Origin of the sequence: Nostoc sp. JL23, from assembly GCF_017115065.1 — a bacterium.
Taxonomy (GTDB): Bacteria; Cyanobacteriota; Cyanobacteriia; order Cyanobacteriales; family Nostocaceae; genus Nostoc; species Nostoc punctiforme_A.
Map to the genome: position 1 here is coordinate 17,749 of NZ_JABXKN010000104.1, position 20,484 is coordinate 38,232.

At 41.8% G+C, this 20,484-nt stretch carries 15 protein-coding genes; 5 read left to right on the forward strand and 10 right to left on the reverse strand.

All coding sequences use genetic code 11. The annotated features are described in order from the left end of the window. Window positions 1–17: 17 nt before the first annotated feature. From rpsG to HWQ42_RS21110, 5 genes are all read right to left on the reverse strand, one after another. Window positions 18–488, reverse strand: coding sequence for a 30S ribosomal protein S7 (rpsG, locus tag HWQ42_RS21090; RefSeq protein WP_069070112.1), 471 nt, complete (start codon window positions 486–488; stop codon window positions 18–20). Between the two features lie 582 nt (window positions 489–1,070). Next, a complete protein-coding gene (gene rpsL / locus HWQ42_RS21095; protein ID WP_012410236.1) occupies window positions 1,071–1,454 on the reverse strand; it encodes a 30S ribosomal protein S12 in 384 nt (127 codons plus the stop codon). Window positions 1,455–1,587: 133 nt separating this feature from the next. Then, window positions 1,588–1,911 (reverse strand): iron-sulfur cluster assembly accessory protein, encoded by a 324-nt coding sequence (locus HWQ42_RS21100; RefSeq protein ID WP_292815805.1) that lies wholly within the window; start codon window positions 1,909–1,911, stop codon window positions 1,588–1,590. 250 nt (window positions 1,912–2,161) lie between these two features. Next, entirely contained in the window at window positions 2,162–2,581 is a 420-nt protein-coding gene (locus tag HWQ42_RS21105) for a cupin domain-containing protein (RefSeq protein ID WP_292740138.1), read from the reverse strand. Between the two features lie 253 nt (window positions 2,582–2,834). Next, window positions 2,835–4,892: a phosphodiester glycosidase family protein gene (locus tag HWQ42_RS21110; RefSeq protein WP_292815808.1), complete on the reverse strand. Its 2,058-nt coding sequence runs from the start codon at window positions 4,890–4,892 to the stop codon at window positions 2,835–2,837. 781 nt (window positions 4,893–5,673) lie between these two features. Between HWQ42_RS21110 and HWQ42_RS21115 the strand changes: the two genes are divergently transcribed. Together HWQ42_RS21115 and HWQ42_RS21120 are read left to right on the forward strand one after the other, a co-directional pair. Further along, the gene (locus HWQ42_RS21115) at window positions 5,674–10,377 is read left to right on the forward strand and encodes a glutamate synthase-related protein (RefSeq protein WP_292815810.1); all 4,704 of its coding nucleotides are present in this window, start codon (window positions 5,674–5,676) and stop codon (window positions 10,375–10,377) included. Window positions 10,378–10,733: 356 nt separating this feature from the next. Then, a complete protein-coding gene (locus HWQ42_RS21120; protein WP_292740144.1) occupies window positions 10,734–11,477 on the forward strand; it encodes a bifunctional 2-polyprenyl-6-hydroxyphenol methylase/3-demethylubiquinol 3-O-methyltransferase UbiG in 744 nt (247 codons plus the stop codon). A gap of 168 nt (window positions 11,478–11,645) precedes the next feature. Here the strand turns inward: HWQ42_RS21120 and HWQ42_RS21125 are convergent, their stop codons facing one another. Beyond that, window positions 11,646–12,554, reverse strand: coding sequence for a polysaccharide deacetylase family protein (locus HWQ42_RS21125; RefSeq protein WP_292815812.1), 909 nt, complete (start codon window positions 12,552–12,554; stop codon window positions 11,646–11,648). Between the two features lie 1,597 nt (window positions 12,555–14,151). On the opposite strand from HWQ42_RS21125, the gene lepB reads away from it, so the two are divergent. Continuing rightward, a complete protein-coding gene (gene lepB / locus HWQ42_RS21130; RefSeq protein WP_292815814.1) occupies window positions 14,152–14,724 on the forward strand; it encodes a signal peptidase I in 573 nt (190 codons plus the stop codon). 79 nt (window positions 14,725–14,803) lie between these two features. Here the strand turns inward: lepB and HWQ42_RS21135 are convergent, their stop codons facing one another. The 3 genes from HWQ42_RS21135 to HWQ42_RS21145 form a co-directional block, all read right to left on the reverse strand. After that, window positions 14,804–15,337, reverse strand: coding sequence for a ComEA family DNA-binding protein (locus tag HWQ42_RS21135; RefSeq protein ID WP_292815817.1), 534 nt, complete (start codon window positions 15,335–15,337; stop codon window positions 14,804–14,806). A gap of 14 nt (window positions 15,338–15,351) precedes the next feature. Continuing rightward, entirely contained in the window at window positions 15,352–15,726 is a 375-nt protein-coding gene (locus HWQ42_RS21140; protein ID WP_194042368.1) for an NINE protein, read from the reverse strand. Between the two features lie 119 nt (window positions 15,727–15,845). Next, window positions 15,846–16,661, reverse strand: a complete 816-nt coding sequence (locus HWQ42_RS21145; protein WP_292815820.1) for a DUF6745 domain-containing protein — start codon at window positions 16,659–16,661, stop codon at window positions 15,846–15,848. A 255-nt stretch (window positions 16,662–16,916) separates the two neighbouring features. On the opposite strand from HWQ42_RS21145, the gene HWQ42_RS21150 reads away from it, so the two are divergent. Continuing rightward, window positions 16,917–17,849 (forward strand): DnaJ domain-containing protein, encoded by a 933-nt coding sequence (locus HWQ42_RS21150; RefSeq protein WP_292815823.1) that lies wholly within the window; start codon window positions 16,917–16,919, stop codon window positions 17,847–17,849. Between the two features lie 126 nt (window positions 17,850–17,975). Then, a complete protein-coding gene (locus tag HWQ42_RS21155) occupies window positions 17,976–18,299 on the forward strand; it encodes a DUF1825 family protein (RefSeq protein WP_292815826.1) in 324 nt (107 codons plus the stop codon). 108 nt (window positions 18,300–18,407) lie between these two features. Here HWQ42_RS21155 and HWQ42_RS21160 read toward each other — a convergent pair whose 3' ends face one another. Further along, on the reverse strand, window positions 18,408–20,333 hold the full coding sequence (locus HWQ42_RS21160) for a transglycosylase domain-containing protein (RefSeq protein WP_292815829.1): 1,926 nt from the start codon (window positions 20,331–20,333) through the stop codon (window positions 18,408–18,410). Between the last annotated feature and the right edge of the window lie 151 nt (window positions 20,334–20,484).

Consider the following 20,484-nt stretch of genomic DNA (forward strand, 5'->3'; position numbering starts at 1 on the left):
ATATATCGCTTTTTTACTTAGTAACGATAGTGGGCAAATGCTTTGTTAGCTTCCGCCATCCGGTGCGTTTCTTCACGTTTCCGAATAGCATTGCCAGTTTCGTTGGCAGCATCCATTAACTCATTTGCCAATTTGCTGGCCATTGTCCGGCCTGGTCTAGACCGAGAATATTGCACTAACCAACGCAGTGCTAAAGTAGTGCCCCGTTCTGTACGCACTTCCATTGGTACTTGGTAGGTTGCTCCACCAACTCGCCGAGCCTTTACTTCTACTAAAGGCGTGGCATTTCGCACTGCTCTTTCAAATGTTTCTAAGGCACCAGCACCAGTGCGCTCTTCAATAGTTTTTAAGGCATCATAAACAATGCGTGCGGCAAGTGATTTTTTGCCATGACGCATGATCCGTCTGATAATCATGCTCACAAGGCGACTGTTATATACGGAGTCAGACGGAACTGGGCGCCTTTGAATAACACCACGACGAGACATACTTCACCTTTAATTCGGAATTGGCAACGAAATTATATGCTATCAGACACCGGAAACTAAAAGCGGTAGAACCCAACCCTCAGACTTCCTCTATTTTTTTCGACCGTTGCAGCAAGGCTGACTTAATTTACTGCCAATTCTTGATTTTTGATTTTTGATTTTGGATTAAAAGTTTTCGGTATATATTCCGATCGCAAGGATCTGAACAAATCAAAAGTTTGTAAGCCTAATTCCCTTGTGGGTTCGACCAATCCAAAATACGCTCGATAACTCGCTAACGCTACGCTATCGCAAATCTAAAATCAAGAATTGTTTGACTTACTACCTGCAACGAAATACTCAAGGCGACAAGATTATAAACTTTAATGTTCAGATGAGAAATTAGCTGTAGATTACAGCATTTTCCTCCTCAGAACTTCTACACTTGCTCGCTTAGTGTAGATGTAGCTTGCTTGATTTTTTGAAACAGACTTTAGCAGCCTTCATCACTACTGTTAGAACAAAGACGGCGCTCCTTCTTTTGCCCTTCAGCTTTTTTAAGGTAGACGATTAATCGTGTTGGATGCGATTAATCGCCTAATCCTATTTTTTCGCTTCTTTAGGACGCTTGGTTCCATACTTGGAACGGCCTTGTTTGCGGTCTTTGACTCCGGCTGTATCTAGGGTGCCACGGATAATGTGGTATCTCACGCCTGGTAGATCCTTAACCCGACCGCCACGAATCATCACAACTGAGTGTTCTTGTAAGTTGTGACCAATGCCTGGAATGTAAGCTGTGACTTCAAATCCAGAGGTAAGTCTGACTCTTGCTACTTTACGTAGGGCTGAGTTAGGCTTTTTTGGTGTGGTCGTGTATACTCTGGTACAAACTCCCCGACGTTGGGGGCATTGTTTCAGAGCAGGGGACTTGGTTTTCTGACGCGCTTGTTCGCGCTCATTTCGTATTAGCTGCTGTATTGTTGGCATGAGTTACAGCGCGTAAAGCTGCTTATGGTCTAAGTTTTAACAAATCCTGATTATATCTTTTTTTACGGCTTTATGTCAATTGTTATTTTTCCTTAGTGATTGAACATCTGTTTTTTGATTAATTGTTCAATCACTAAGGACTCAAGGAGAAGGAATTGCCACAGCCACAGGTAGCGATCGCCTGGGGATTGTGGAAGCGAAAACCACCACCCATTAAGTCTTCTGAATAATCAACTCTCAAACCGTTGAGGTAATTTAAGCTTGCGGCATCTATGACTACTTGAATCTCATCCAAGTCGAAAACCTGGTCGTCAACTTTTATTGCTTCATCGAAGGACATATCATAAAAGAACCCGGAACAACCACCTGGTTTTACTGCCAATCGAAACAAGACATTTGTCTGCTTGGACTTTATTCGCCCAATCTCACTTACGGCTGCTTGACTCAGATGAATCATGGAACTCGTTTTTTGCAATTGAATACCCCATCTTCCATTTTACAGATAGGTTGACCCTTGCTTGTGCAAAATTCCAAATTACCCAAGGCATGAGCGCGATCGCTATTACTACATTTATAACACTAACATGCTTCAGTCCCCACCTTGACTAGGTAGGGACTTCTGGGGTGTAGTAGTTCGTTTACAAAGACGGTTTACAAAAAAATGTATTCAGCTTTGGGGTTAGAGCTTTAATAGCGTTCTTTTGGTTTTAATCTTTGGTACGGGCATAGTCATCTTGGTAGCGGATAATATCATCTTCTCCCAAGTATTCGCCATTTTGGACTTCAATCAATACCAAGGGAATCACGCCAGGATTCTCTAAACGATGAGATGTACATTGGGGTACATAAGTTGACTCATTATTGCTCAGTAGTACTTCTCTATCACCACAAACTACTCTAGCTGTACCAGAGACGACAATCCAATGTTCGCTGCGATGATGGTGCATTTGTAGACTGAGGCGGTGTCCAGGCTTAACTTCGATGCGCTTAATTTTGTATCCGCGCCCTTCTTCCAAAACTGTAAAAGCACCCCAAGGACGTAATTCAGTTGCAGCAACGCCCCTGGAAGTTATGGTTGGAGGGAGGTGTAGAGTTTCAGTCTGTGTAGTTTCTTGATATCGAGCCATAGTTACCTCATTTGAAGACATAACAAACCGTTGGTACTCTTAATTATTGATAAAAAATCTGGCGCTATCTTGCAACCTTGAAAATCAGCAATTTTGTCGCACTTTGATAAACATAGCAAAATCAAACCTTATGGTGTAAACCATCACTACTAAAATTCTGATGTCTACACCAAGTCTTCATCAAGCAAAATGACAGCTTGTTCTAAACTTTAAAAAGTGACTGGGATTGGGGATTGAGTTTTTCCCTATTCCTTCATTTTCGTGGTTGCAGGAAAATACCAATTCCGTTGTGAACACGAGCAGCGGTACTGGGCGATCGATCGAGTAGTTGTCCTCCTAAGTAAAGGCTGGTAGAACTACCGCCATCCAAATTTAAAGCATCCACACAGCCCATTAATTGCATCAATTGGGCATGTTCTGCCAAATTAGGCCCATAACCGCCAGCACGATTATGTGTGGCAGTAATCATCAGTGTGCCTGTTGCCGTTGTGCAAATACCGCTACGAATAGCCTTTTCGGCAATAAAGGCATTGCTGAATTTTTCGGCTTTGGCATCAAGGACAATTTGACGATTTTGGACTAATAGCGGTCCAGCACCGATAATGTAGGGGTAACGACTAAAATCAGCTGGAGTAGTGGCGCTGGAAATACTTACTGCGCTTCCAATAGGTAGCTGGGAAGCAGCAATAGTAGCGTTAGCGCGTAAAGTTAGCAGGTAGCCATCCTGGGGAATCGGAACCGCTGTCGCACCAACTTTGCCGCCTGGTAACTGATTAGTAATTTGGTCTTTTTCTACCACTAAGATAATTTCGTTATCTGTCAGGGGTGTGTAAGTTGATCCCCAAGCTGAGGTATAACGAGCAATGCCACTCTGGACGTAACCACTGTTGAGAAACAGAATTGGTAGGCGCTGGCTATTTGCCGTGATTAAAGTTTCTTCTAAGGTGAGACGACCGAAGTAAAATTGGCCTGAATTATTCCAAGCGATCGCACCTCGATTAAGAATGGGGCCTGATAACCACTGACTATCCCGACGAATCGCACCCAATGGCAATCTATTATTACGGTTAAAATAACCACCATTAATTCCAGCTACAGCTAAATAACGTTGTGCTGTTTGAATTATGGGAGCAGTACCCGCAAGTCCATCAGGACTAGCCCACATAGGTTTTAAGGTTAGCCCAAATTTGCGGGGATTAACCTCTAACCAGACTACAGGAAAACGCTCTGTACCTAAGTTGACATAATGCTGTCGCCAACGCAATCCTGGGGCCCAAGTAATATCCCGTTCTTCTAGAGGATCGGGTCGAATATTGATACTCAGACGATTGGGGTTAGCTACAGTAGTAACTTGAGGCGATAGACCAAAGGGAACGCTCAGACTAATAATCGTTTGGTTTTTCACCACCTCCACTTTTTGAATCAGTGGTTCAGGGGCTGGTGGTATTGATTGTGTTGGTGTAGCTGGTGATAATTGTTTGAGCAGGTTTGGCAGCAATGTTGGTGGTGCTGCTGGTGGCTGGGGGGTATAGCGTTCTATCAAAACGGGATCGGCTATTCCATCCAGGGTAATTGTCCACTGTCTATTTGGGGGTGCAGTAGATTTGGGAGTTGGCGTATCTGGATCGGAAGAAGGAGTTTGCGGTTTGGCGATCGCTGACCCTTGTGCAACTTGCCAGGGAGTGGGACGATCTAAATCGACAAGAATCCGAGCTTGTTCCAAAGGGGTACTCGCTTCTGGAGGTTCCTGACTCTGAACAATATTTGTGATTTGTGTTTTTGGGGTAGCAATCACCAAAGTGTTGCCATTAGCTTGAATTTGCCATCCAGATGTTTGAGCAAAATTAGTGATATCCAGATAGCGATATGCTCCTAGTAGCCTGGTGGCTAATACCAGTGGCTTTGTCACTGACGAAAACCACTGTATTGGTTGCTTCGCTGAATTACTACTGTTTAAGAAATTTACTCCAATTAATTGCCTAAATGCCCCATCACTAATATCGGTTGTCATCTGGCCAGATTTTCCAGGCCGCTGTAACCAAGTTCCTGGTACAGTACGACCATTGAGGGAAATTTGATTACCAGAGGATGCTACACCTGTTAAAGGAGGTGCAGGTGACTGTGAGATTAACTTGGGTATAAATTTGGTGGTTTTCGAGGACTCCTGGGCGTTGGCAGCACAAGTAGTTGTTAAGCACAGCACTGTTAAAAGTATTGGTGACACAGTAGCCCGGAAAAATCTGCGATCGCCCTTGGCGTTTGCAGAGCCATCGCTAATCTCTGATTGGCAACAATTCGGTATTTTTACCATAATTTACTAGGTACTTTGGAAAACTATTACCCAAGGTTTAAACTAACTAATTATTTGGAAATATAAAGGAAACATGACTTTATTTTTGAATAAATATGGTAATCTATATATTGGCTAGTTATCTCTTTTAGACACACATTAATTTATTTAGACGCTAAAGCCACTGCAATCAAACTTTTTAACTCTCACTAATTCTAACCACACTATATACGGTAGTTTTGGTTATCAAAACTGGATTAAAATATTTAATCCTAACTGAACGTTGCTACTGTTATTACTTCAGTAATGTCTAGTTAATAGTAATACATGCGGCAACTGGGAAGCGGCAAAATTCTAGACAACAACAATATTTGGGAATTGTCAAATGGGTATATATTGTAATACGCTGATTTTATTGCTGGATCGGGATAACTTTGGCTTTAGAACATAGTACAGCGTTCAGTTTTAGTTTTGTCTGTTTCAGGTGAGCCAAAAAATAGGCTCTATGAGTAGCTAGTGTGCATCTGGAAAAAAGGGATTGAGAAAATACTTAACTTCAAAATATAAAAAAGAAACTGTCAGGGCAAAAATAATGTCTTGGCGGAGGTAACTGGTCGAACACCGCATAAACACATAAAAACACGCAATTATTTTAACACGGGTGAACTGATAAAGTAAAACCGAAGTTAAAATTTTTTTTCCCTAAATTTCGGTGCTTATATATTTTTCCATCGCTGAATTTAGAAATTTTTTCCCACAATGTAGTGGCAAAATTGGTAACTCAATACTTCAGGAACAGGGTATGAATAATAAACCGATGAATCAAAACCAGAAAATCACAACGGATATCAACTCAAGAGATACCTATCAGGGGCAAAAGTGGTTAGTAGAGGAACGAGATGCCTGTGGTGTAGGTTTTATTGCTCATCGCCAAAATCATACCAGCCATGAAATTGTCGAAAAAGCCTTAGCTGCTTTAACCTGCTTAGAACACCGGGGAGGTTGTAGCGCCGATCGCGACTCTGGTGATGGTGCTGGAGTATTGACAGCAATACCTTGGGAGTTGTTCCAACAAGACTTTTCCCAAAGGGGAAAGGAATTTCCATCTACCGATCGTATAGCTGTGGGGATGATATTTCTACCACAAGACCAGCAAGCTGCACAACAAGCTAGGGCGACTGTTGAGCAAGTAGCTGCTGAAGAGAAATTAATTGTATTGGGTTGGCGAATAGTGCCAGTGCAATCTGATTTGCTGGGTGTACAAGCAAGAGAAAATCAACCCCAGATTGAACAAGTTTTGTTAGCTTCTGTTGACAAAAACGGTGATGAATTAGAACGGCAGTTGTACATTACCCGCCGCCGAATTAGTAAAGCTGCAACTGACATCTCAGAAGAATTTTATATCTGTTCCTTGTCAAGTCGCACAATTGTCTACAAAGGCATGGTGCGTTCCGCTGTCTTGGGCAACTTTTATGACGATTTAAAAAATCCAGCTTACAAAAGCGCCTTTGCTGTTTATCACCGCCGCTTTAGTACCAATACTATGCCCAAGTGGCCGCTAGCCCAACCGATGCGGCTTTTGGGTCACAATGGCGAAATCAATACCTTATTGGGTAACATCAACTGGATGATGGCACGAGAAGCTAGCCTGAATCATCCTGTATGGGGCGATCGCATCAAGGAACTCAAGCCATTAGTTCATATTGATAACAGCGACTCAGCCACCCTAGACAACGTAGTGGAATTACTGGTCTGCTCTGGACGCAGCCCCTTGGAAGCCTTAATGATTATGGTTCCAGAAGCTTACCAAAATCAGCCTTCTTTACATAAATTTCCAGAAATTGTTGATTTCTACGAATATTACAGTGGTTTGCAAGAAGCTTGGGACGGCCCAGCACTTTTAGTATTCAGCGATGGCAAAAAAGTTGGTGCAACTCTAGATCGTAATGGTTTAAGACCAGCTCGCTACCTGATCACCAAAGATGATTACATTGTTGTAGCTTCGGAAGCTGGTGTGGTGGATTTCCCAGAAGCCGATATTGTCGAGAAAGGTAGACTTGGCCCAGGGCAAATGATTGCCGTGGATTTAGAAAATCATGAAGTGCTGAAGAATTGGGAAATTAAGCAGCGCATCGCCAAGCAGCACCCTTATGGAGAATGGCTGCAACAGCACCGTCAAGAACTTAAACAAATTGTCAGTAGTCAGTCGTCACATGTGAATGGAAATGGACATCTGGCTGCTGAGAATGGTAACGGGCATAGTCAAACTGATAAAATTGACAAGCAAACCTTACTTCAGCGTCAAACTGCCTTTGGCTACACCACAGAAGATGTAGAAATGGTGATTCATCCAATGGCGATCGCAGGTTCAGAACCGACTTTCTGCATGGGTGATGATATTCCTTTAGCAGTGCTGTCACAAAAGCCCCACCTGCTTTATGACTATTTCAAACAGCGCTTTGCTCAGGTGACGAACCCAGCGATCGATCCCCTGCGGGAAAAGCTAGTGATGTCTCTGAAAGTTGAACTAGGCGAACGGGGTAACTTATTAGAACCCAAGGCAGAATATGCTCGGAGATTAAAACTTGAGTCGCCAGTGTTAACTGATAGTGAATTAGAGGCGATTAAGCTGTCACGATTTGCCACGGCTGAGTTGTCAACTCTATTTGCGATCGCCAGCGGCCCAGAAGGATTGAAAGCCGCTGTGCAATCTTTGCAAGCACAAGCAGCTGAGTCAGTCCGAGCAGGTGCAAAGATTTTAATATTAAGCGATCGGGATTGGGTCAATGACAGTATCAACACAGAATATACCTACATTCCTCCCCTATTAGCAGTGGGTGCGGTGCATCACCATCTGATTCGTGAAGGGTTGCGAATGAAAACATCCCTGATTGTCAATACTGCTCAATGCTGGAGTACCCATCACTTTGCCTGTCTGATTGGCTATGGCGCTGGCGCAGTTTGCCCGTACATGGCTTTAGATACGGTGCGTGATTGGTGGTCTGATCCCAAAACTCAAAAGTTAATGGGTGTGCAAAAAATTCCCACCCTTACCCTAGAACAAGTTTTAGGAAACTATCGCAAAGCAGTAGAGTCAGGTTTGCTGAAAATTCTCTCCAAAATGGGAATTTCTCTGCTTTCCAGCTATCAAGCAGCCCAAATCTTTGAAGCTATTGGCATCGGTGGAGATTTAATTGACCTGGGATTCCGTGGGACGACTTCCCGCATCGGTGGTTTGAGTGTTACCGAACTTGCTGATGAAGTGCTTTCCTTCCACGTCAAAGCTTTCCCAGAACTAACGACCAAAAAGTTAGAAAACTTGGGCTTTGTGCAGTACCGTCCTGGCGGCGAATACCACATGAATAGTCCAGAAATGGTTAAGGCGCTGCATAAGGCTCTAGATGGCAAAAACTACGACCACTACGAAGTTTATAAAAAGCACCTCCAAGGCAGACCAGTAACAGCCTTGCGGGATTTACTAGATTTCCAAGGCGATTGCACCCCAGTTGCTTTAGAAGAAGTGGAATCGGTATATGAAATAGTCAAGCGCTTCTGCACCGGTGGCATGTCTTTAGGCGCTTTGTCAAGAGAAGCCCATGAAACTTTAGCGATCGCCATGAACCGCATTGGTGGTAAATCGAATTCTGGAGAAGGTGGCGAAGATCCAGTGCGCTACACAGTTTTAGATGATGTAGATGAGTTGGGTCACTCGCCAACCCTACCTCATTTAAAAGGGTTGCGGAATGGCGATCGAGCTTATAGTGCCATTAAGCAAGTTGCATCGGGACGCTTTGGTGTTACCCCAGAGTACCTAGTCAACGCCAAACAAATTGAAATCAAAATTGCCCAAGGTGCAAAACCTGGGGAAGGTGGGCAACTGCCAGGGCCCAAAGTAAGCCAATACATTGCAATGTTAAGGCGCTCCAAACCAGGTGTGACGCTGATATCGCCACCACCACACCATGATATTTATTCGATTGAAGACCTAGCACAACTGATTTTTGATCTACACCAAATTAACCCCAAAGCAAAGGTATCGGTGAAGCTAGTTTCAGAAGTTGGCATTGGCACGATCGCGGCTGGTGTCGCCAAGGCAAACGCTGATATCATCCAAATTTCTGGTCATGATGGTGGTACAGGTGCATCGCCACTCAGTTCGATTAAACATGCTGGTTCCCCTTGGGAATTGGGTTTAAGTGAAGTCCATCGCGTCTTGATGGAAAATAGCTTGCGCGATCGCGTGATTTTACGCGTAGATGGCGGACTCAAGAGTGGTTGGGATGTGGTAATAGGTGCATTGATGGGCGGTGAAGAATTTGGTTTCGGTTCCATTGCCATGATTGCTGAAGGCTGTATCATGGCGCGGATCTGCCACACCAATAATTGCCCCGTGGGTGTCGCCTCTCAGAAAGAAGAACTCCGCAAGCGGTTTACGGGAATACCGGAACAAGTTGTCAACTTCTTCTACTTCATTGCCGAAGAAGTGCGGAGTTTGTTAGCCCGACTTGGCTACCGTTCTTTGTCAGAAATCATTGGACGTGCAGATTTGTTAAAACTGCGCCCAGAGATAAATCTCGCCAAAACGCGATCGCTGAATCTCGACTGTTTGCTTCAGCTACCAAATAGCAGAGACAATCGTAGCTGGTTGGTGCATGAAGAAGTTCACAGCAACGGCGTGGTTTTAGATGACAAGTTCCTTGCCGATCCTGACATTCAGGCTGCTATTAGGGATCAATCTACTGTCACCAAGACTTACCCAATTATCAATACTGACAGAACAGTGGGTACAAGATTAGCGGGTGCGATCGCTTCTCAATACGGTGACAGTGGCTTTGAAGGACAAATTAATCTCAACTTTACAGGTAGTGTTGGGCAAAGCTTTGGTGCTTTCAACCTTCCAGGCATAATTCTAAGCCTAGAAGGAGAAGCAAACGACTATGTAGGTAAAGGGATGCATGGTGGTGAAATCATCATCAAACCTCCAACTGATGCTACTTATAACGCATCACAAAACGTGATAGTTGGTAATACCTGCCTCTATGGTGCTACTGGCGGCATATTATTTGCCAACGGTCTAGCAGGAGAGCGCTTTGCTGTGAGAAACTCCAAAGGCGTAGCAGTGATTGAAGGCGCTGGGGATCACTGCTGTGAATACATGACTGGTGGTGTGATTGTCGTCCTCGGCAAAGTAGGACGTAACGTAGCTGCTGGCATGACTGGTGGACTCGCATACTTCTTGGATGAAGACGACTCATTTCGTGAGTTAGTCAACCCGGAAATTGTCAAAATTCAGCGGGTGATTACAGAAGTAGGTGCAAAGCAACTGCAAGAGTTAATCCAAACTCATGCAGAACGCACTGCTTCACCAAAAGCGAAGAAAATTCTGCAAAACTGGCAAGAATTTTTGCCGAAATTCTGGCAGTTAGTTCCGCCTTCTGAAGCTGATAGTCCAGAAGCTAATCCTGAAAACAAAACAACTGAGTTCAGTTTAGTAAGCAGTCATTAGTAACTGTAACCGTTCTCATACTCTCCCTTAAGCTATTCTCCCGTAGGAGAAGCTGCACAAACAGATACTCTGCGAAAACCCCTTTGTGATGCCCAAAGCAGTCGCCTGAATTTATCTCTTAAAAAGAGCGTAGAGAGAAAAAAATATTCCCCCTTTTTTAGGGGGAATACTCACAGATCGACTTTAGACTAAGAACACCAAAGCGACTGAGCAATCAAATCTTGTGAAAGTTCTAAGTAGTAAAATCGGGATCAGCACTGTCCTGAAATCTACCTAATTGCGTATAGAAGGCATTATCTAAATACTGGTAAACTGCCATAGAAAAGTTTTCAGACAAGTAGGACTTGTCTATCAAAATGCTTATAGAAGAGCAAGCTCCCGATCGCAAAACTTCTGAAGAAGAGCGTTTCCAAGATGATTATTATTCATACTTTGAATCTCCTGAAAATGCTACCCGATACACACCATCAGTTTGGTATCTCGATCAAGCTTTTAAGCAACGTTCATTCTCTTTGTTAGATTTAGGATGTGGCAATGGGGCTTTGAACAAATATCTACCTGAGCGATGTGACTACCTTGGGATAGACCACAGTGAAGGTGCGATTCAATACTGTTCAAAACTATACCCCAACCAGAAGTTTACTGCTAAAGATTTATCGGTAGCACTGCCAGAATTAGCTTCAGAAAATCAAAAATTTGATGCCGTCGTGCTAGCAGGCTTGCTATTTCATAATGTTGACAAGGAAACACTACAACAAAACAACGATAAAGAACTCGTTCAATTCTGTTTAGACAAACTAATAAGCGACAAAGGATATTTGGTGCTTATTGTACCTTTTGCTTATGGTGAACATCCATCTCATAATCTCTATGTTCGGGCAGAATGGTTACAAAACTTGGTAGAAAAATTGCTGAAAGCTGTAAAGGCAAAAATTGTTTACGAGAATATTTCTCTGCAAATTGGCTTGGACAAACAGGTTCGACAGCAGAAAACTACTCCTGACTGGTTTGTTCCCGATAGCACTACTGACTATTCTAACAAGTATGCTGGAACATATATGGCAACTTGGACAGTTATTGCCTCTGCATCGCTGGGTTAAACCGTCATCAGAGATAACTAAGATTATTCATCAACTTTTAAGTTGATTTTTTTTATTTAATACCATAAATTGGTCTAAACTCGAATCACCAATAGTGTGTTTTAAGCAAAAACATAATTTTAGTTTTTAGCCAATTACTATTGATTAATTAACCATAATTAATAATTATTACTTTTTGTTAGCAAGCAGTTTTTGATCTGCATCTTCGATTTCTAAAAGTTCTGGAATAGTCACAAAGCGATAGCCTTGTTTTTTAAAGTTGCTAATAATTTCTGGTAAAGCTTGCACAGTTCTGGAACGATTACCGCCACCATCATGCATTAGCACAATCCCACCAGGTTTTGAATCTTTAATCACGTTATCGATCAACTTTGCTACAGATGGTAACTTGTAGTCTGTGGAGTCAGCCGACCACATCACCACAGCATACTTTTGTCCTTTTGCATAACCAGCTAATCCATTATGTAGGATGCCACCAGGCGGTCGGAACAGATTTGTTTTGACACCTGTAACTTGATAAATTAAGTCTGTTGTGCGCTCAATTTCAAAAGCAGCTGCTTCTTGATTAAAAAAGTGATACCAGTGATGCCAAGTATGGTTAGCAATGACGTGACCTTGAGCGACAATCTGCTTTCCTAACTCTGGATAATTTTTTAGGTTTTGCCCGACTACAAAAAACGTCCCTTTGATATTATTTGATTTCAGAATATTTAGCACTTGCTCTGTAGTCTGAGGCCAAGGGCCATCATCAAAGGTGAGAGCAATCACTTTCTCACCCTGAGTGAGTTTTGCAGTCTTAATGATTTCCCCTTGAAAACGTGATGGTATAGGATAGGCTAGACCCTTTGTTTGTGCTTCTTGCTGCCAACTTGTAAGCATCGCCGCTTTTAATTTCTCAATGCGCTGCTGAATTCCTACGTTTGCAGATACATCCTTGACATTTATACTTGGTCTACTCTGAGCCTCCGAAGCATTTGGCCTTAGAAGCATCATAAAAGCAAGACTAAAAACACCACCTAAAGCAAGTAGCGCAATTAATATTCCTTCTGGCCACAGAAACGACTTATTGTTTTCCACCTCATAGCTCCTTCAAAGATCGAACCATCACCACGCTTATGACGGTACGTTATAGCACATTTTTATTAGATATTTAGATACCAGTTGCTTTCTGGTAATCATGAAAACTGGAATTGGTACTAACGGAAATTTAGAATCGATAAGACAGACTATATTGCTTTAACTGAAATCTATATGCTCTAGATTTGGACAGCGTTGAATATACAATAATTAATACTGTTTAATTTCAACCCAGTCATCAAAGGTAAGGTCTACACTTCCACATTCTTACTGATAGCTCTAAGAAGGAGAGGAACACAATCAGATCATTAACCACACCCCAAAACCGTCTTAAATAGGAGTTATGCATTAGTTGCTGTTTTTCAGTTCACCGCTAAAGCAGCATTACCCTTTCAAGTTTTATAGCTTTTCAAATAAGATGAACTAAGTTGTCATACCCACAATTTGCATTTTTAGCAGACTGAAGTCTTTTTAGCTAGACTTTGCGACAGTAAATCTGTATAATTTACAACTTAAGTCAATTGTTTGATTAACAAATAAAACTACTTACAAGGGCGGGGTATCTTTAAAAAAAGAGTCTGGCAAACTATTAGTTCTATTCTCGATAGGATATATTTTACTGCCTGTTGCCATTATTTCCTTTTTAAGAAAAAGTTAAATTTTCAACTGACAGAATGTTACCTTGTACATTTCTATGAAGTAGACCAGACGAAAATTGATTCAATATAGTTTCTCATTGCCAAGGGGCATTTATTCTTTAAATCTAGTCATCTTTGACTTATTCAGCAAAAATAATTCTATCAGCAGTTTAGTTCTATTTCGGATGCTGATACTTTAGCCGAAATTGCTAGTAGCTTTCTGTCTGTGAATTTTTTTCTCGATAATTAAGTATGTTTATATCTTAATTAATAGTACAGTTTAATATGCACTGTCACCGTGTAATTACGGAAATTAATTACATCTAGATAGGCAAGTGATTAAAATTACAATAGTATGGCATCTATCTATTGAAGTATTAAAGTCCATACATTAAAGTCCATATTTAAACGTAGTATTTTTTACTAAAAACACTTGCTTTAACTAGATTTATGCATTTAAAAATACATTTACATTTTAACTATTTTTATGTCAAATCACTTAATAATACAGCACAAAATATAATTTTTTGCAACTCAACCTCCAGCAAGACTGCCCTCTGCCTTTTTTCACTAAAGTGAGGTAGATACTGTTACACATGGGGTAGACTATTTTGCCACTCTACAAACAATTTTCTGTTTAAAGAAAAAGCCTACTGGTTGTATCGCTCTAGCAGTCTGTCACTAGCTTCTTTGGCAGGAAGAAACAAAACTTATAATTATCTCATAAACTTGCCTTATAATTACAGCAATTAGAATTTTTATTTTTAATTGTCTATTTGACAACCCTTAAACAGGTCATAGTTTATTTGCAGTACTTTTGCTTATCTTCAGTAAATGAATAAGTGTATTATTTAATATCTGTATAGGCTGACCTTAAACTCTGCTTTCCTATTAATATACCTTTTGAGTCAAAATAATCAAGGTATTTGTCTCACTTCTGAAACTGGCTAGAAACTTTTATGATTCCTCACGAAAGTGATGCAAAAAAAGAGCGTGCGTCGTTAAAAGTATGGTGTAGTTCGCAAGAAAATCTGATTTTAATTGCGATCGCACTGTGTTTGGCATTCTTAATCAGGACTTTTATCGCCGAACCGCGCTATATACCTTCTGACTCGATGTTACCCACCTTACATACTGGCGATCGCTTGGTAGTTGAAAAAATCTCCTACCATTTTCACCCTCCCATAACTGGGGATATTATTGTTTTTCAGCCACCCGCAGAACTACAACGTCGAGGATATCCCAAAGACCAAGCGTTTATCAAGCGAGTTATTGGCCAGCCTGGTGAGGTAATTAGTGTTGCTTCTGGTAAAGTTTACCTCAACGGTCAACCCTTGGCAGAAGACTACATCGCTGAACCCCCAAATCAGCCATATCAACCAGTGAAAGTCCCAGAAGACGAATTTTTTGTTATGGGAGATAATCGCAACGATAGTAATGACTCTCGCTATTGGGGCTTTTTACCCAGAAAAAATGTCATCGGTCGGGCAACGTTTCGCTTTTGGCCTCTTGATCGCATTGGGTTCATTTAATCAGTTTTAGATTTTGGATTTTTCTTTCAATCCAAAATTGCCAGAGTTAGGAGTTGTTTTAAGACTTCTAACTTTTAACTTAAAACCTCAAATAATACATTATCTGGGCGATCGCATCACCAGTTAACTCCAGCCGTCGCTGGAAATCAGCCAGGTTACGGTAAGGCCCGGCTGATTGCCGATTTTGCACCGCTGCTTCCGCCAGAGACAAATCTATAAATGGAATTTGTGCTAATTTTTCAACGGTTGCTGTGTTCGGGTTGACTAAATGGGTAGGATTTTCTAAAGATTCGTGGTCATAGTAAATAAAATTCAACAGAGGCTTTAATGGCTCTAGGCGCGGCGCTGGTATACCCAAAGCCGCAGCAATATCTTCAATACAGTAAAATTTCACACCCGAATGTGAAAGTTCCACAAGCGATCGCGCTTGGTGAATTGACAAACCTGGTAGGCGTAACCAATCATCTACAGTGGCTTGATTAGCATCAATGCGGATACCTAATTGGGCCGCTATTTGAATTTCTTCCCCAGATTGGAGGCGATAGTAGGGATCGTTGAGGAGCTTGGCGCGAAGTTTTTGCAGTCTGGAATTTAAAGGTAGCCAATTATTCATGATTGTCGCTTACCTCAAGAAATCTGGTCTAGCAATTGGCGGCGCTTTTGTTCAAATTCATACTCTGAAATCAGCCCATCCTGGCGCAAAGCATCTAATTCCCGCATTGCATCAGCGATCGCTCCTACCTGATTAATCGCTTTTTGTGAGTTCCTTGCTGCTGACTTACCTAGATTAAAATTGCGATCAAAAGCTTCTTCATCTTGGGCTAAATACCAAACTCCCTCAATCGCACTAGCTACCTTGGGGATCGGCGTCCAGGAAAGCAACACATACAAAACACCCCACAAAGGCTGTCCCAGGTAGAATTTATGTAATCCTGAAATTGTTAGCGTGCCAGAAAAAGCTAAAACAGCGGCAACACTTCGACTTTTGCGCTTAGTTAACATATTTCTAATAAATATACGAATACCCTAGTTCTTACAATAAGACAGTCAAAAGGCACAGAAACAATTAAAAATGTTCGCGTAGCGTCTCGTAGAGAAAAACGCATGGCTGCCCCTAAGCTTTAAGGAAAACAAATTGAATAAATTTCGCCATGTCGAGCATATACACCAAAACCATCAGCAAATTGAATCGCAGGCTCTTCATCGGCATGGAGTTTACCTTGATCGTCAAGCAGTAATTTTGTTGGCCGATCGCAAATTATGTAATGTCTAGGCGATGGTAGAAACCACCAGCCACACTCACTACATACAGCTTGGTAAACATTCCATTGCTCTCGATCGTGTTGATAACTTAGTTCGTTGATACAAAAATCGAATAACCCAGCGTAACTTGCCCATTCTGAGTCACGATCAATAAAGTTATTGTAAAAACAGGAACAAGCATTAGGAGTATCTTTCAACTCACTCCATAACCTTTCGGTAAGCCAATTCCATAAAATTTTCCACAACTGTTCATGAATTGTCATACCTACTTCATCTACAAGATTTTTTGTTAAAACTTCCCAAAGCTCCTGATTAATTTGGGGATTCAATTTGAGAGGAGATAAATACGTATGCAAATCAAACCATAAATCAGTTCTTACCTGACCTTCACCACGAAGAGTTTGTAAACTAGCTACTTCATTGATTACCTCATCATCAGTCAGACCGTTAAAGTTAGCTGTTGCAACTATCAACTCAGCACTAAAAGCACCATAAGGACTCTCAAAAAAAATGACTTCAGGCATTGGGCCTTCGGGATACAAACTATATACATCCTCAAGTACAGCTAATAGTCGCTTGCGGTCAATACGCTCTGTTGATAAGCTAATTGCTCTCCATTTTCGTTGATATGATGCAATCAACTCTTGTTGTTGAGGTGTAAATTTTGTAATCATTACTTGAATTTATGTTCTTTTATTTAGCTCGACTTTATCCAAATTAAGAACTCAGTTTTCTATATCCAGCAAAAACCCTGACTCATTTATGTTTCGCGGATGAGTCTATTTTAGTCAACTACCCTGTTTTGCCCTTCCGACTTTTGGGTGGTAAGCCCCACAATTTAATATTTGAAGAAATTTGAGTAAGTTTCACATGACTGTGCATTGAGCTTTGATGTTAATTTTAAGTTTTTAACGGATCAGATTACTGCAATGTCACAGACCTTCCTACCGCCAGAATGGTTTAAACAGCTTTGCGATCCTTACGCTGTGCTAGGAATTTCTGTGAGTGCTGACGATCGCCAGATTTTTAAACGCTATCATACTTTAGCGAAACTGCTACATCCCGATCGCTATGCTAAAAGCTGCAATCCAGACCAAGGATTAGCAACGGCGATACTTAGCCATTTAATCAATCCAGCTTACGAACAACTCAAAAATCGACACAAGCGTTTAATTGCTATAGCTATGCTGCGATCGGACGCAAGAGTATTACAGCAGCAAGCTTTGTGTGGAAAAAGTGCCATAGCTAAGGAAATTATAGAAATGTCTGCACCCCAAGCAGAATTGTTTTATGAAGAAGCGATCGCCTCCTATGCAGAAGCTCAATACAAATCACTCCATCAGTTCTATCAAATTACACAACAAATTAGCATACTGAATTTAGTTTACTTACAGTTGCATAAAGCTAACTTGTTTCTACCACAAAAAGCTGTTCGCATCATCCCTGAAGTAGAAATCAAGCCAGTTGAATTGACATTAAATGAAAAAACTAATGTCAAACCAGTTTTGACAAACTACGCTCAACGTCACTACCAGCGAGCTATTGAGTACGTCAGGCTAGCCAATTGGCCCCTAGCTGTGCAAGAACTACGCGATGCCATCAAGTTAGAGCCAAATAACAGCGACTATTATGCTTTATTAGGTTTAGTACATCTAAAACAGAAATTTATCGGCATGGCTAGGGTTTATATGCGTCAAGCATTAAAACTTAACCCGCAAGATTCACTAGCTCAGAAATACGCTATCAGACTGAAAATTGAACCAGGTGAAAATACCAATCCTAAATCAATGGCTAAAGCTCTGAGTATTGCGGCTTTATTAAGTAGATTTAACAAGGGGAAACGTTCTCAAGTCAAGTGTTGAAATTTCGGTAACAAACCGTACCAAAACCGAAGCTTCGTGACTAGATTACTCTCCTAGACTAAAATAATAAATAGAAGTAAAACTATTAAGCTACTGAGTCTGGGCGCTCAGTTTAATATAAGCAATATGGGATTCTTCGATTCTGAAATAGTTCAGCAAGAAGCAAAACAGCTGTTTGAAGATTATCAAGCGCTGATCAAGCTTGGCAACAGCTACGGCAAATTTGACCGCGATGGCAAAAAGCTGTTTATTGAGCAAATGGAAATCATGATGGATCGCTACCGCATCTTTATGAAGCGCTTCGAGCTATCAGAAGATTTCATGGCACAAATGACAGTAGAACAACTGAAAACGCAATTAGGTCAGTTCGGTGTCACCCCGCAACAAATGTTTGACCAAATGCACCTCACTTTAGAACGGATGAAAGCCGAGCTAGAAAAACAGCCCTAGTCAATTTTAGATTTTGCGGAAAGTCAGATCGCCGGAAGTCGACGTTCCAACTTTCCAAGACAGATATTGGATTCATTGGCAATCCAAAATTCAAAATCTTAAATTAAATTATTGCGACTTGGGGCGAGAAAACTGGGAAGGTGGCTTGAAGTTTTCTACTGGTGTGTTCTTAAGCGCCTTCTCCATAAAATCTTTCCAGATGGGAGCGACCATAACACCACCTGTAGCATGGTCAGCTAGTTGTCTGTTGTCGTCTCTTCCTACCCAAACCGCAGTTGTTAACTGTGGCACAGTACCAACAAACCAAATATCTTTTTCTGATGATGTTGTTCCCGTCTTACCCGCAGCTGGACGACCGATAGCAGCACCTTTACCAGTACCTTCAGAAATTACCGATCGCATCACATCGATAATTGCTGCTGATGCCCAAGGATCGAGAACTAGCTGTGGTTTAGGGGTGTTATCTAGTAACACATTACCACTACTATCGGTGACACGGGCAATTACAGTGGGTGGAGACTGCCAGCCATAATTGGCAAAAGTTGCATAAGCACTAGCCATTTCCAGAGGAGTAACACCAATTGCACCTAGAGGCAGGGAGCTAACAGGTTCCATTGGACTCATAATGCCCAAGGTACGACACGTTTCTATGACTCTATTCATCCCCACAGCCTTACCAATCTTGATCACCGGAATGTTGCGCGATTGGGCTAAAGCTCTGCGGATTGGCATAGCTCCACTAAAACCGCCATCATAATTTCTGGGAAAGTACCAACCGTTACCATCTCGATAGCTAACTGGAGCATCTACCACCGTTGAGTCTGGCCCATATTTACCAGTAGCAAAAGCAGTATAGTATACAAACGGTTTAAAAGAAGATCCGGGCTGGCGCTGAGATTGAGTTGCACGATTGAATTCACTGGTCTTAGGATCTATACCACCCACCAGTGCTTTAATAAAATGCGTGCGCGGATCAATTGCCACTAGGGCCATTTGATTCTTAGATAATCCTTGGCCCAGAAGTGTTTTATGCCACTTAACGACAGTTTCCTCAGCCATGATTTGGAAGTTGGCATCAACTGTAGTTTGCACCCGCATTCCACCTTTGAGTAATGTCTCCCGCCCAAACTTTTTAGCCAACTCCTGCGCTACGGTATTGGTTACATAAGGTAAGGCACTACCTTGAAAGGATTTGATTCTACCAAGTTTGATTTCTTGCTTGAGGGCATTGTCGTATTCTGACTGGTTGATCCAGTTCAATTCCAGCATCCGTCCTAGCACTTCTTTTTGTTTCTGTTTTGCCAGCTTCATGCTCACAAACGGGCTGAATTCTTCTGGTGCTTGGATCAAACCCGCCATCATTGCTGACTCACCCAAGCTTAAATATTCTGATGATTTATTAAAGTAACTGCGGGCTGCCGTTTGTACACCATAATTGTTATGACCCCAATAAACTTGATTGAGGTACATTTCTAATATTTGGTCTTTAGTGAGAATTTGCTCTAACCTGATTGCCAGCACGGCCTCTGCTAACTTGCGGGTAAAGGCACGCTTTTGAGACAAAAACAGGTTTTTTACCAATTGCATAGTAATAGTGGAGCCACCCTCTTTGACTCCACCTGCTACAGCGTTAACTACTATAGCCCGGCCAACACCAGTCGGGTTAATACCGTGGTGATCGTAGAAGTGACTATCTTCACTTGCTAATACCGCCCGTTTTAAGTTCGGAGAAATTCTATCCAGGGGTACGACTTCCCGGTTGGCTTCCCCGTGAATACTGGTTAAGAGTTTGCCCTTAACGTCATAAATGTAAGTCGTTTCTGAGGGAAAGAAGTTACGTAGCTGTCTCACATCTGGCAAATTACGGAAACTGATGGCTAAACCAACCAGTCCTCCGGCTACAATGGAACTTGCCAGCATGGTGATTGAGAGGAGAGTACCGCCAGTTACCTGACCGACTCCTTTCAAAAACTCAAAACCTGATGAAGCCCGACGCTGTGGCTGTTTATCTTCAAAAGTCCTAGACGACGACACGGCTATTTCACTTCCTCACTTGTAAATTTAACTGTAATTGATTGGGTGAAGCAAGGCGGTTAGTTTTTTGCAATTATAGTAGTTTGGCAGATGAGAAAGTGGATAAATTGCAAGTGTTTATAACCAACTTAACTTCTAGTGTGCAAAACAT